The sequence below is a fragment of the Pseudideonella sakaiensis genome, from assembly GCF_048320135.1.
GTDB classification, from domain to species: domain Bacteria; phylum Pseudomonadota; class Gammaproteobacteria; order Burkholderiales; family Burkholderiaceae_C; genus Ideonella_A; species Ideonella_A sakaiensis_A.
On the sequence record NZ_CP182947.1, the window covers coordinates 3,336,501 to 3,350,448 of the forward strand.

11 protein-coding genes are annotated in these 13,948 nt (G+C 65.6%); 5 read left to right on the plus strand and 6 right to left on the minus strand.

Annotation, left to right across the window (positions count from 1 at the left end):
- Positions 1-256: 256 nt before the first annotated feature.
- From ACNH6H_RS15130 to ACNH6H_RS15140, 3 genes are read left to right on the plus strand one after another with little or no spacing between them, the layout of a single operon-like run.
- On the plus strand, positions 257-2,941 hold the full coding sequence (locus tag ACNH6H_RS15130; protein WP_418318795.1) for a cation-translocating P-type ATPase: 2,685 nt from the start codon (positions 257-259) through the stop codon (positions 2,939-2,941).
- Entirely contained in the window at positions 2,941-3,954 is a 1,014-nt protein-coding gene (locus tag ACNH6H_RS15135) for a sodium:calcium antiporter (RefSeq protein WP_418318796.1), read from the plus strand. The genes ACNH6H_RS15130 and ACNH6H_RS15135 overlap by 1 nt, the downstream gene beginning before the upstream one ends.
- Before the next feature lie 47 nt (positions 3,955-4,001).
- Positions 4,002-4,904, plus strand: a complete 903-nt coding sequence (locus ACNH6H_RS15140; RefSeq protein ID WP_418318798.1) for a universal stress protein — start codon at positions 4,002-4,004, stop codon at positions 4,902-4,904.
- A gap of 73 nt (positions 4,905-4,977) precedes the next feature.
- On the opposite strand, the gene ACNH6H_RS15145 is transcribed toward ACNH6H_RS15140, so the two are convergent.
- A complete protein-coding gene (locus ACNH6H_RS15145) occupies positions 4,978-5,679 on the minus strand; it encodes a Bax inhibitor-1/YccA family protein (RefSeq protein WP_418318800.1) in 702 nt (233 codons plus the stop codon).
- Positions 5,680-5,799: 120 nt separating this feature from the next.
- The gene (locus ACNH6H_RS15150; protein ID WP_418318801.1) at positions 5,800-6,558 is read right to left on the minus strand and encodes a TerC family protein; all 759 of its coding nucleotides are present in this window, start codon (positions 6,556-6,558) and stop codon (positions 5,800-5,802) included.
- Between the two features lie 108 nt (positions 6,559-6,666).
- Between ACNH6H_RS15150 and nhaR the strand changes: the two genes are divergently transcribed.
- Positions 6,667-7,563 (plus strand): transcriptional activator NhaR, encoded by an 897-nt coding sequence (gene nhaR / locus ACNH6H_RS15155; protein WP_418318802.1) that lies wholly within the window; start codon positions 6,667-6,669, stop codon positions 7,561-7,563.
- A gap of 26 nt (positions 7,564-7,589) precedes the next feature.
- On the opposite strand, the gene ACNH6H_RS15160 is transcribed toward nhaR, so the two are convergent.
- The 4 genes from ACNH6H_RS15160 to ACNH6H_RS15175 are packed head-to-tail and all read right to left on the minus strand — an operon-like array spanning position 7,590 to position 12,811.
- Positions 7,590-8,480, minus strand: coding sequence for an alpha/beta fold hydrolase (locus ACNH6H_RS15160; protein WP_418318804.1), 891 nt, complete (start codon positions 8,478-8,480; stop codon positions 7,590-7,592).
- Positions 8,481-8,523: 43 nt separating this feature from the next.
- Positions 8,524-9,279, minus strand: a complete 756-nt coding sequence (locus ACNH6H_RS15165; protein WP_418318805.1) for a 3'-5' exonuclease — start codon at positions 9,277-9,279, stop codon at positions 8,524-8,526.
- A 7-nt stretch (positions 9,280-9,286) separates the two neighbouring features.
- Positions 9,287-11,179: a DUF294 nucleotidyltransferase-like domain-containing protein gene (locus tag ACNH6H_RS15170; RefSeq protein ID WP_418318807.1), complete on the minus strand. Its 1,893-nt coding sequence runs from the start codon at positions 11,177-11,179 to the stop codon at positions 9,287-9,289.
- 21 nt (positions 11,180-11,200) lie between these two features.
- Complete coding sequence (locus ACNH6H_RS15175) at positions 11,201-12,811, minus strand: BCCT family transporter (RefSeq protein WP_418318808.1); 1,611 nt, start codon at positions 12,809-12,811, stop codon at positions 11,201-11,203.
- 191 nt (positions 12,812-13,002) lie between these two features.
- Between ACNH6H_RS15175 and ACNH6H_RS15180 the strand changes: the two genes are divergently transcribed.
- Positions 13,003-13,932, plus strand: a complete 930-nt coding sequence (locus tag ACNH6H_RS15180) for a reductase (protein WP_418318809.1) — start codon at positions 13,003-13,005, stop codon at positions 13,930-13,932.
- Positions 13,933-13,948 lie beyond the last annotated feature (16 nt).

Here is a 13,948-nt window from a genome sequence, read left to right on the forward strand (position 1 = left end):
GTGCTCGCTGGGAGATATTGTTTCCAGACGGACGCAGATGATCGTGCAGCGTCGGGCCACCGGGATTTTGCCGCAGTGGGCACCTGCCGCCGGCTGCGCTTGACTTTCGTCAAGCAGGGCCGACAAAAGGCGCCGCCAACCGTTGCCGCCACCGTACCATCTCCGGAAGCCGGGCAGGATCCCCGCAACAGCACCGGCATCCCTCATCCGGTCTTTTCCCGAACATTCACCCAACGCAGCAACTCCACAAGCCCGAATGGCGCATCCGTCTAGTGATCACCCGAACCGGGCCTGGCATGCGCTGGCTGCAGATGAGGTGCTGGAGCGTCTCGGAGTCGACGCGGACCGCGGCTTGCTGCCCGATGTCATTGCGCAGCGGCGTGCCGAACATGGCCCGAATGCCTTGCCGGAGGCGCCACCGAAGCCCCTCTGGCGCACCTTCATCCGCCAGTTCAAGAGCCCGCTGATCTACATCCTGTTCGTCGCTGCGCTGCTGGCGGTTGCGCTCGGCCACCAGGGTGACGCCGCGGTGATCCTGCTGGTCGTGCTGGTCAATGCATTGATTGGCAGCTTCCAGGAGGGCAGGGCCGAGCGTTCGATGGCCGCATTGCGGCGGCTGTCGGCATTGCATGTCCGGGTGCTGAGGGACGGTGCCGAGCAATCGATCGAGGCGGTCGATCTGGTGCCAGGCGACGTGCTGCTGCTGGCGGCCGGCGATGCGGTTGCCGCCGACGCAAGGCTGCTCGTCGCGGCCCAGCTGCAGCTTGCCGAGGCCGCGCTGACCGGCGAATCGGTGCCAGTCGCCAAATCGACGACGCCGCTGCCCGAGGCCACCGTGCTCGCCGACCGCCGCAACGTGGTCTATTCCGGCACCCACGTCACCGCGGGCCGGGCAAAGGCGGTGATCGTCGCCACCGGCGCTGCGACCGAAGTCGGATTGATCGCCGGGCTGACCGAGCGCGCCGATGAACCGAAGACGCCGCTCGAGCATCGCCTCGCGCGATTCGGCCGTGCGCTGGTCGCCGCGGCGCTGCTGCTGTTCGTCGTCGTCGTGATGCTTGGGCTGTGGCGCGAACTACCGCTGGCCGATGTGCTGATGGTCGCGATCAGCCAGATGGTGTCGATGGTGCCGGAAGGCTTGCCGGTCGCGATGACGATTGCGCTGGCCGTCGGCATGCAGCGGATGGCCGCGCGCGGCGCGGTGATCAGGCGCTTGTCGGCGGTCGAGACGCTCGGTTCGACGACGGTGATCTGCAGCGACAAGACCGGCACGTTGACGAAGAACGAGATGACGGCGGTTGCGGTCTGGCTGGCCGACGGTCGCGAGCTGACGGTTGCTGGCATCGGTTATCAGCCGGACGGGCAATTCGACGGTTGCGACGCGCAGGACCCGGTGTTGCACGAGCTGCTGCTCGCCGCGGCGCTGTGCAACGATGCCGAACTGCTGGCGCCCGATGGCGAACGCGCGGCGTGGACGGTGCTCGGCGACCCGACCGAAGGCGCGCTGCTGGTGCTGGCTCGCAAGGCCGGCATCGATCTGACGACGCTGCGGCGCGATGCACCGCGTGACGCGGAACTGCCGTTCGATTCCGACAGCAAGCTGATGGCCACCCGGCACGCCATCGGCGAGGCGCCGCAGCGCGTATTGATCAAGGGTGCGCCGGAGGCCGTGTTGCGGCTGTGTGGCGCGCAGTCGCAGGCCAGCACGGCGGCACGGGCGGCGGCGGAGACGATGGCGCAGCGGGCGCTGCGCGTACTGGCTTTTGCAGCTGTCGACGACGACACGCTCGATCCAGCGGCCGGTTTCGATGCGCTGGCCGGCCGAGCCAGGCTGCTCGGGCTGGTCGGCGAGATCGATCCGCCGCGCGAGGAGGTCAAGGTCGCGGTGGCCGAATGCCGCGTCGCCGGCATCCGGCCGGTGATGGTTACCGGCGACCACAAGCTGACCGGTTTTGCGATCGCGCGCGAACTCGGCATCGCCGCCGACGACGACCGTGCCGTCGACGGCCCCGAGCTGGAAAGCATGAGTGAGCCCGAGCTGCTCGAGCAGATCGACCGGATCGCCGTGTTTGCCCGCGTCCATCCGGCGCAGAAGCTGCGCATCGTCGAGGCGTTGCAGTCGCGCGGCGATGTCGTCGCGATGACCGGCGATGGCGTCAATGACGCGCCGGCGCTGGCACGTGCCGATGTCGGTGTCGCAATGGGCATCACCGGCACCGAAGTCGCGAAAAGCGCCGCGAAGATCGTCGTCACCGACGACAACTTCGCGACCATCGTCGCGGCGGTGGAGCAGGGCCGCGTCGTCTACGCCAACCTGAAGAAGGTCATCCTCTATCTGTTCGCGACTTCGCTGGCAGAGGTCACCGTGCTGCTGCTGGCGCTGCTCGGTGGTTTTCCGCTGCCGCTGGCGGCGGTGCAGATCCTGTGGATCAATATCGTCACCGAGGGCACGGTGACGGTCAATCTGGTGATGGACCCGCCCGATGGCGACGAGATGCGCCGTGCGCCGGTGCCGAGCGACGACCGCCTGCTCGGCGCCGCATTGCTGAAGCGGGTGCTGCTGATGACGCCGGTGATCGCCGGCGTGACCTTCGGCTGGTTTGCCTGGCGGCTGTCGGCCGGTGTCGCCGAGGAGGTGGTCCGTACCGAAACCTTCACGGTGCTGGCGATGTGCCAGTGGTTCAATGTGCTGAATTGCCAGTCCGCAACGACCTCGGCATTCAAGTTCCGCCTGTTGCGCAACCCGTGGCTGATCGGCGGGCTGACACTGTCGGTGCTGTTGCAGGGTCTGGTGCTTTATCTGCCGCCGCTGAATGCGCTGTTCCATACCGTTGCGCTGCCGCCGGCCTCGCTGCTGCCGCTGGTTGCGCTGGCCAGTGCGGTGTTGTGGGCCGAGGAGCTGCGCAAGCTGCTGGCACGCAGCCGCGTGCAGGACCGGTAATGAACATTCTTGCGCTGTCGCTGCAATTTTTCGCCTGCGCCGCGGTGATCGGCGCCGCCGGCTTCGTGCTCAGCCGCAGCGCCGATCGGCTGGCCGGCATGCTCGGCTGGGGCCGCGGCTGGGTCGGGCTGGCACTGCTGGCGACGGTGACCTCGCTGCCCGAACTCGCGGCCGGCATCAGCGCGGTCGTCGTTGTCGATGCGCCGAATCTGGCGGTCGGCAATGCGCTTGGCGCCTGTGTCGCGAACCTCGCGTTTCTCGTCATCATCGATGCCGTGCAGCGGCACCAGCCAATCTACCGCGCCGCCGGACCGACCCAATTGCTGTCGGCCGGTTTCAGCGTCGTGATGCTCGGTTTTGTTGCGCTGAGCCTGGTCGTCGGGCGCAACAACCCGGCACTGCTGCATGTCGGCTTGTACAGCCCGTTGCTGCTCGGCTTTTATCTGCTGGCGCTGCGCAGTGTCCATGCCCACGAACGCGATCTGCTGCGGGCCTTGACCAGCAGTGGTGCCGCGCCCGAGCCTGTTGATCAGCAGATGCTGCGCCGCGAATGGCGCCGCTTCGGCCTTGCCGCGGTGGCGGTCGTCGGTGCCGGCATCTGGCTGCCGGAGGCGGCCGACCAACTGGCACAGGCGCTCGGTCTGTCGCGCAGTTTTGTCGGCACGATTTTTCTGGCGCTGGCCACCACCTTGCCGGAGATGGCGGTCACGCTGTCGGCATTGCGCATCGGTGCACTCGACATGGCGATCGGCAACCTGCTCGGCAGCAATCTGTTCAATGTGTTGATTCTTGCGATCGACGACCTGTTTTATGTTCGTGGGCCGCTGCTTGCCGACGCTTCTGCCGCCCACGGTGGCACGGCGGTTGCGGCGATGTTGATGTCGGGGCTGGTCATCATCGGGCTCGTGATGCGGCCACAAGGGCGGGTGCTGCGGGTCACGAGCTGGATCAGCATCGGCCTGGTCGCGGCCTATGCAATCAACCTCGCGGTGATCTATCTGGCCGCAGCCTGAGCGAATCGCTTGCGACACGGCAGAATCGGTCGACCAACGGAGGCTGCATGTTTCGACTCGGAACCATCGTCGCGGCAACGGATTTTTCGGCGCTGGCACGCCATGCCGCGGCCCGCGCCGCGCTGCTCGCCGAGCGCGATCAATCAGCGCTGACGCTGTTGCATGTGGTGCCGGGCGGTGCGCTGCAGGAACTGCGGCAGTGGCTTGGGCACGGCTGCGCGGCTGAACGGCAGCTGCTCGCCGATGCGCAGCAGCAATTGCAGCCGCTGGCCGATGCGCTGCATCTGGCGCATCAGATCGCAGTGAGCCCGCAGATCGCCAGTGGCACGGTTCACGAGGAGATCGCAACCCATGCGGAGTCGATCGACGCTGACCTGCTCGTGCTCGGTGACCGCGGCGAAGGCTTTCTCGGCCGGCTCGGTCTCGGCTCGACCTCGGAGCGATTGCTGCGCCGCACCTCGCGCCCGGTGCTGGTGGTGCGGCAGATGCCGCAGCAGCCGTACCAGCGGGTGCTGCTGCCGCTCGATTTTTCAGCCTGGTCGGCGCCGGCGATCGACCTGGCGCGCCGCGTCGCGCCGGACGCACGGCTGGTGCTGCTGAACGTGTTCCAGGTGCCGTTTGCCGAGAAGCTGAATTTTGCCGGCGTCGACGCCGGCACCGTCGAGGTTTATCGGCAGCAGGCACGCGCTCTGGCAAGCCAGCGGCTGCACGCCGCCGCGCAGTCGGCGGGGCTGGCTGCCGGGCGCTGGGAGGCCGTCATCGTCGAAGGCGAGGCCTCGCGTTGCATCGTCGAACAGGAGCAGGAACAAGACTGCGATCTGGTCGTGCTCGGCAAACATGGCCAGTCAGTCGCCGAAGACCTGCTGCTCGGCAGCGTATCGCTGCATGTGCTGGCCGAGGGCAAGATCGACGTGCTGGTCTCGACGGCACACGCCTCAGCAGCAGAATGAAAAACGCCGGGGCGGAAAACCGACCCGGCGCATTGAATCAGCCCGCCGGAACGGCGGGCCGGTGTTCAGCGACTCACTCGTCGCGGCCGCCCATGATGCCGAACAGCATCAGCAGCGACTGGAAGACGTTGTACAGGCTCAGGTAGACGCCCAGCGTCGCGGTGATGTAGTTGGTTTCATGGCCGTCCTGGACCCGCTTCAGGTCGTACAGGATGAAGGCCGAGAAGATGCCGATTGCCAGCACCGCCAGCGTGATCATCAGCGCGCTCGACTGGATGAAGAAATTCGCGATGCCGGCCACCAGCAGCATGATCGCGCCGATGAACAGGAATTTGCCCATCGAGCTCAGATCGCGCTTGATGATCGTCGACAGTGACGCCATGCCGAGGAAGATCGTCCCGGTGCCGGCAAACGCCATCATGATCAGGCTGGCGCCGTTCGACAGGCCGAGCACCATGCCGACGATGCGCGACAGCATCACGCCCATGAAGAAGGTGAACGCAAGCAGGATAGGAACGCCGGCCGCCGAGTTCTTCGTCTTCTCGATCGCGAACATGAAGGCAAATGCGCCGCCGAGGAAGACGACCAGGCCGATGCCGCCGGACATAACACTGGCCAGGCCGGTCGCCATGCCGACCCAGGCGCCGAGCACCGTCGGAACCATCGACAGCGCGAGCAGCCAATAGGTATTGCGCAGCACGCGGTTGCGTTGGGCAACCGACTGGCCGAGGCTGCCGGTATCGAACGCGCCGGTGCCAATTTGTTGCAGGTTCATCGTGATTCCCTCAGGAAAGTGTTTCTGATCGCGCCAATATAGGCCAGTCGATGATTCGCGAAAATGCGAATGTTGCGAAGTCTGGGATCGCGGAAATCTGATGATTTCCGCGATTAGCGATCAGGCCGCCGACCGGCCTGCCTCCAGCGCGCGTCGCTTCGCGCGCTGGCGGATGTTCAACGCCTCGACCGCCAGCGAGAATGCCATCGCCGCGTAGATGTAGCCCTTCGGCATGTGCACGTCGAATGCTTCGGCGGTCAACGCCATGCCGACCATCACCAGGAAGGCCAGTGCCAGCACCTTGACCGACGGATGGCGTTCGACGAATTCGCCGATCGGCTTCGCGGCAAACAGCATCACGCCGACGGCGACGATGATCGCAGCGATCATCACGCCGATTTCTTCGACCATGCCGACCGCGGTGATCACCGAGTCGAGCGAAAAGACGATGTCGAGCACGGCGATCTGGCCGATCACGCCCCAGAACACGCCCTTCTTGGCAGCTTCGTTCGCAGTCACCGAGCCATCGACGTTGTCCAGTTCCTTCGCCTCGACTTCAATGAAGATTTCGTGCGACGCCTTGTAGAGCAGGAACAGGCCGCCGAACAGCAGCACCAGGTCACGCCCGCTGATGTCCTGCTGCAGCACAGTGAACAGGTTTTCGGTCAGACCCATGACCCAGGTCAGCGAGAACAGCAGCGCCAGCCGCGACAACATTGCAAAACCGAGGCCGAGGCGGCGGGCAAGGTCGCGTTGCTCGGCCGGCAAGCGGGCCACGAGGATCGAGATGAAGATGATGTTGTCGATACCGAGCACGATTTCGAGTGCGGTCAGCATCGCGAACGCGATCCAGAGATTGGGGTCCAGCAGGAAGTCCATGACGAGCGGGCGGAATGAGTCGAAGGTTGGAGATTAATAAGGGTTTCGTTTCGTGTAAATACGAAAATTGACCGCCTCACTGCGGAAAAACCGTACCATGCAGGGACGATGAACTTCAAGCACCTGCACTATTTCTGGGCCGCGGCGAAGGCCGGCGGCATTGTCCGCGCCGGCGAGCAACTGCACATCTCGCCGCAGACGCTGTCCGGCCAGATCAAGCTGCTCGAGGAAAGGCTGGGCTGTGCGCTGTTCCGCAAGGTCGGGCGCAACCTCGAGCTGACCGACGAGGGCCGGATTGCCCTCGGTTATGCCGAACAGATCTTCGCGCTTGGCTCCGAACTCGAGTCGAGCATCGGCAAGGGTGGGCGCGGCACGCGGCCGCTCGATTTCCGTGTCGGCATCGCCGATTCGGTGCCGAAGGCGATCGCCTACCGGCTGCTTGAACCGGCGCTGGCGATGGACGAGCCGGTGCACCTGATCTGCCACGAAAGCAAATTCCAGGATCTGCTCGGGCAACTGGCGGTGCACCGGCTCGATCTGGTGATCGCCGACGAGCCGATTGGCCGCGACGTCAGCGTCAGGGCCTACAACCACCTGCTTGGCTCGACCGCGATGAGTTTTTTTGCGACACCGGCGCTGAAGCGTTCGTTGACCGGTGAATTTCCGCAATGCCTCGACGGTGCGCCGATGCTGCTGCAGGGCTCGGCGTCGGCGATGCGCGCGCGTTTCGATTTCTGGCTTGCGACGCACCGGATCCGGCCGGTCGCGATCGGCGAATTCGACGATGCCGCGCTGATGAAAGCCTTTGGCGCCGAGGGCCGGGGCGTCTTCATGGCGCCAACCGTGCTCGAATCGGAAACCGCCGCGCAGTACGGCGTGCGGGTGGTCGGCCGCACCGACGAGCTGATCGAGGAATTTCATGCGATCTCGGTCGATCGCCGCATCACCCACCCATGTGTCGTCGCGATCACCCGCTGTGCGCGTGAACAGTTGGCCGACCATTGACGGTTGGCAAACCGGGTCGACCTCGCTCAGCCCATCCATTGCAGGTCGAGCACCGCTTCGGCAAATGCCGATGGCGCTTCCTGCGGCAGGTTGTGGCCGGCGCCGGCGATCATCCGGTGCTCGTGCGGGCCGGCAAACTGGCCGGCGTGGCAGGCCGTTCCGCCGATCGTCATCACACCGTCGTCGATGCCGTCGAGCGTGATCGCCGGCACGCCGATCTTCGGCTGGGCGGCGAGCTGCCGTTCGGACTCTTCATGGCGGGGGTCGCCTGCCACCAGCGCAAAGCGGTGCCGGTAGGAATGGATCACGACCTCGACGAAATCCGGGTTGTCGAACGACTGCGCACTGAGCGCAAACGTCGTCTCGTCGAAACCCCAGGTCGGTGACCACTGCTGCCAGAGCAGCCTGCACAAGGCGCGGCGGTCGTGGTTCAAGGCGGCGCGGCCGCGTTCACCGTGGAAATAGTACTGGTACCACAGCCGCCATTCCTGCTCGGGCGCCGTCGGCTCGCCAGAGCGGGCGATATCCTGGATGTTGTAGCCGTTGACCGATACCAGCCCCTTGACCCGCTGCGGCCACAGCGCGGCGACGATGCAGGCGGCGCGCCCGCCCCAGTCGTAGCCGGCGACGATCGCCTGCTCGATCTGCAGCGCATCGAGCAATGCCAGCAAGTCGTGCGCAAGGGCCGCCTGCTGGCCCGAGCGCAGCGTCTGCGGATCGGCGAAACGGGTCGGCCCGAAGCCGCGCAACCACGGCACGATGACGCGGTAGCCGGCATTGGCCAGCCGTGGCGCGACGTCCTGATAGGCCTGCACGTCATAGGGAAAGCCATGCAGCAGGATCACCGGCGGGCCATCGCGGTCACCGCTTTCGAGATAGGCAACGTTCAGGTCACCGGCATCGACGAACAAGGGCATCAGCACGCTCCGTCAAATGCGATGCAGCCTGTGCGCGGCAGCATCAATTCCACAACTCGCCGAGCGGCACATCGGAACCGAAGCGGTGCGCAACCTGCGCCTGCAGCAATTCGGCCGATGCCAGCGCGTCGGTCGGCGCATGGTGCGGCCGGTAACGCGGCAGCCCGTAGCGGCGCCGGCTGTCGGCCAGGCGGATCGAGACCCGCGGTGGCCGGCGCCCACGCAACCGGTCGAGCAGGCGGATGCGTTGGCGGCGGTGCAGCCTCGCCTCAAGTTCCATCGTGTCGATGACCGGAAACTCGATGCCCTCGTTGATCCGGCTGCGCAAGGCCTGGTCGAGAAACTGGCGCTCGATGTCTCGGCAATGCACGATCATCACCTGGCCGGCCATCGCCTCGAGCAGTTCACCGAGAATGTCGTTCAGGTCCGGCGCCTGCTGCACCTGCGAGTCGGTGATGCCGTGGATCGTCACCGATTCGGCGCCGAGCGCGACCCGCGGCTTCAGGATCCATTGCCGCGACAGGCTGGCGCGGATGCGCTGCAGGTCCATCGGCACCAGCCCGATGCTGACGATGCCGTCGCGCACCGGATCGAGGCCGGTCGTCTCGATGTCCATCGCCAGCAGCGGCGCTGCGTTCAATGGTGTCGTCGCCGGCGGCGCGCCTGCGGCGTAATAGTCGCGCAGCCGGCTGTCCTTCGCGCTTGTTGCCAGCGCAGCAAATCGCTCCGGCCAGTTCGGTGCCGTGCCTCGATCGTTCGGCCGATTCGAATCCTGGCGGAGCAGTCCGGCATGCAGCATCGCGGCGTCAGACAGCCCGGCCCGGCTGGTAACGGAATTTCAGGAAGGTCTGCGCTTCGGCAAGGATCATGAAGGCATCCCGCAGGTTCTTGCGCTCGAAGGCGGACAATTTGTCCGGCTCGATGCTGTTGCCGGGCTCGAGGCCGGCGGCCAGGTCGTCGGCCTGGTTGCGGATGCGCACCGTCGAGATGAATTCGAGGGTGTCGTGCAGATCCTGGCCGCGGCCCGGCGGCAACACATTGGCCGCGATCACGTCCTGCAATCGCTCGAAGGAATTGAGCGACTGCGATCCGATCGACAGCGCATGAATGCGGATCAGGTCGGTCATCGGCGCAGTGCCGCGCCGCTTCAGGTTGATCGCCTGGCTGTGCCGACCGTCGGCCTCGACGACAAAATCCTTGAAAAAGCCGATCGGCGGGGTGCGCAGCAGCGCATTGCGCGCCATCGACGCCAGAAATCGGGACTGGCCCTTGGCCTTCTGCGCAATCAGTGCGCGCAGCCGCTCCGCCCATTCGACGCGCCCCCAGACGCCATCGATGTCGAAGAAGATGTTGCTGTCGAGCAGCGATTGCGCGGTCGGCTGCTCGATCCAGCGGCTGAACTGCGCTTCCCAGACGCGCAGCGGCTGGCGCCACTGCGAATTGGTCGCCATCACGCCGCCGGTGCAATAGCTGTAGCCGCAGCGCGCCAGACCGTCGCTGACGAAACTCGCCAGCCGGCTGAAATAGTCGTCATGGAGCGCCGGATCGAAGCGGTTGTCGAGCACCATCGCATTGTCCTGATCGGTCACGACCAGCTGCTCGTGCCTGGCCATCGAACCGAGCGCCAGAAAGCAGTACGGCACCGGTGGGGGTCCGAACTCGGCCTCGCCGAGCTCGAGCAGCCGTTGCTTGAAGCTGCGGCCGATCACCGCCATCGAGCTGCCGATCATCCGCGAGCTGGCGTCTTCCTGGACCATGCGCAGAAAGCTCGCACGCACATCGCTCGTCAACGCAGCCAGTTCGTCGACGTTCGTTTGCCTGAAGATGCTGCTGACGACAAACAGGCTGCTGCGCGATTCGTAGTGCAGCACGTCGGACAAGGCAACGACGCCGATCGGCTGCTGGCGGCGCAGCACCGGCAGGTGGTGAACGTTGCGACGCAGCATCTGCAGCATCGCTTCGAAGACCAGCTGGTTGTGTTCGATCGTCACCAGGTCGGCCGACATGATGCGGCTGACCGGCGTGTCATAGGAAAGCCCTTCGGCAACCAGCCGGTTGCGGATGTCGCGATCGGTGACGATGCCGACCAGCCCGCCGCTTGCCGTTGCGCCATTGCCGGTGGTGACTGCCGGATCGACGATCAGCAGCGATGAAACACGCTGTTCGGCCATCAGTCGAGCCGCATCGAGTGCAGTCGCCGAAGCATCCAGCGTCACCAGCTCGCGGCCGAGCAGATGATCGACGGTCGCCGACAACAGCTGGTTCGACTCCTCGCGCCGCGACACCACCTGGCGCAGCCGCGTCCTGTCCTCGACTTCGACCAGGTCGGCAAAGCCTTCGTTGTTTTCGAACAGGTCGGTGAAGACCGTTTCCGGAATCAGGTACAGCAGGGTGTCTTCGATCGCGGTGACCGGGAAGCGCACCCGCTTGCGCTGCTGCAGCAGCCCCGCCTCGCCGAAATAGCCGCCTTCGGTCAGGCGGTTGTAGAGGCTGCCGTCGCGGCGGAACACCTCGACCGCGCCACTGCGAACGACATGCCAGTATTCAGCCTGCTGGCCGAATTCGACGATCGGCGTGCCGGCCTTGAAATAGCGCACATCGACCGAGCGCGCAACTTTCTCCAGCGCCTCCTCGGGCAAGCCGTCGAACGGCGGATAACGCCGCAGGAATTCGAGGACCTCGATCTGTTCGTCCTGCATGCGTCGGCCGCCGTTTGTCGGTCAGTGGCTGCGTGGTTCCGACATCAAGCCCTTGACCACCGCGATCGTCGCAACCAGCAGCACGATCGTGAATGGAAAGCCGGTGGATACCGCCATCGCCTGCAGCGCGACCAGCCCGCCACCAAGGATCAGCGCAATCGCGACCAGCCCTTCGAATACGCACCAGAAGACGCGTTGCGGTGTCGGCGCATCGATCTTGCCACCGGCCGCGATGACGTCGATGACCAGCGAACCGGAGTCCGACGAGGTGACGAAGAACACCACCACCAGCACGATCGCGATGAACGATGTGATTTGCGCCAGCGGCAGCGGATCGAGCATCAGAAAGATCTGCAGCGGCAGCTTGGCGTCGGCAACCGCCTGGTAGCCATCGTTGACGATCTGGGAGATCGCGGTACCACCGAATACCGTCATCCACAACACACAGGCGAGTGATGGGACGATCAGCACCGAGATGATGAATTCGCGCACCGTGCGGCCGCGCGAGACGCGGGCGATGAACATGCCGACGAACGGCGACCAGGAAATCCACCAGGCCCAGTAGAAGGCGGTCCAGCCCTGCGAGAAGTTGGCGTCCTCGCGGCCGAATGGATTGGCCAGGCCCGGCAGATATTGCGCATAGGCGCCGAGGTTGGCGAAGAAACCGGTGGCGATCGCCAGCGTCGGACCGACAACGATGACGAACAGCAGCAGCAGGATCGCCAGCACCATGTTGATCTCGGACAGCCGCTTGACGCCGGCGTCGAGGCCGGCCAGCACCGAGATCAGCGCGATCGCGGTGATGCCGATCACCAGCACGATCTGCGTCGTGTTGCCGAGTTCGACGCCGAACAGGTAGTTCAGCCCGGCTGCCGCCTGCGAAGCGCCGAGGCCGAGCGAAGTCGCCAGGCCGAACATCGTCGCGAGCACTGCGAGGATGTCGACGACGTGGCCGGGCCAGCCCCAGATCCGCTCGCCGAGCAGCGGGTAGAACACCGAGCGCATCGTCAGCGGCAGCCCCTTGTTGAACGAGAACAGCGCCAGCCCGAGCGCGAGGATCGCGTAGATCGCCCATGGGTGCAGGCCCCAGTGGAAAATCGTCGCCGCCATCGCCAGTCGCCGCGCAGCTTCCGGATCGCCGGCGGCCGCGCCGAGCGGTGCCCAGTCGGTGCGCACTCCGGCTTCGCTGGTGACGCCGCCCATCGAACTCGAGAAGTGCGACAGCGGTTCGGACACGCCGTAGAACATCAGGCCGATGCCCATGCCTGCGGCGAACAGCATCGAGAACCAGCCGAGATAACCGTAGTCGGGCTTCGCCAGCGTGCCGCCGAGCCGCACCTTGCCGAGCGGGGATATCGCCAGGCCGATGCAGACGATGACGAAGACGTTGCCGGAGATGATGAAGAACCAGTCGAGGTTCGACGTCAGCCAGCCGCGCAGCGCAGTGAAGATCGGCTCGGCCTGGGTCTGGAACATCAGCGTCAGCAGCACGAAGGCAATCACCGACAGTGCGGACACCGCAAACACGCGGTTGTGGATATCGAGCCCGAACGGCCCGAGGTTGACGACGATGTTGTCCTGGCCGATCTTGTAGTCGGTATCGATCGGAGTGACCTTCCCCGCTGGGGCCATGGGATCGTGTGGCTCTGCCAAGGCGCTCTCCTCGTTGTTAGAGTGGGATCCGCGGCAGCGTGCCGCGGACCAATACAGCATAGCGGGTTGCCGATGAACACCAAGCATCAGCGCACGAGCGCGGGGACCATGGGCCGCGCATGCGGCGCCGGTTCGGCCTCGTCGGCTGAACAGCGTAGATCGTGTAGAGCATGAAACAACTGCAAGAGTTCAGCGCCGCGGCCGATTTCGATGTGCCGGTGCCCTATATGCAACGGGTTCGCGCCTATTACCAGGCACTCGGCTACGGCGCGCCTTACCGCTGGGCGCACCAGCTCGAGCTGCCGTTTGCACCGCTGGCCAGGCGACTTGCCGAATGCCGTGTCGGATTGGTGACGACCGCCGCGCCCTACAAGCCCGACGCCGGCGACCAGGGCCCGGGCGCGCCGTACAACGCCGACGCCAAGTTCTACAGCGTCTATGCGATCGACAGCTCGGACGACCACGACCTGAGGATCTCGCACGTGGCGATCGATCGCCAGCACACCCGGGCCGACGATCCGGGCAGCTGGTTGCCGCTGCAGGCTTTGCGCCGCGCCACTGCAGCCGGCCTGATCGGCGAGCTCGGGCCGAGGATCTACGGTGCACCGACCAACCGCAGCCAGCGGCGCACGAGCGATGTCGATGCACCTGCAATCGTTGCCGCTTGCCAGGCCGATCGCGTCGATGCGGCCGTGCTGGTGCCGAACTGCCCGGTCTGCCACCAGACGGTTGCGCTGGTGGCATCGCAACTCGAAGCCGCCGGGATCGCAACCGTCGTGATGGGCTGCGCGAAGGACATCGTCGAACATGTCGGCGTGCCGCGCCTGCTGTTCTCGGATTTCCCGCTCGGCAATGCAGCCGGCCGCCCGCACGACCGGGCCTCGCAGGACTTCACGCTCGGCCTCGCGCTGCGGCTGCTCGAGGCCGCGCCGGCACCGCGCACGACAGTGCAATCGCCGCTGCGCTGGTCGTCCGATCCGGCGTGGAAACTCGACTATTGCAATGTCGACCGCCTGCCGGCCGACGAGCTGGCCCGCCGCCGTGCCGAATTCGACCAGGGCAAGGCGAGCGCGAAGGCGCTGCGAGACGACGCCGGTTAAGCGCGCCGACGTCGCG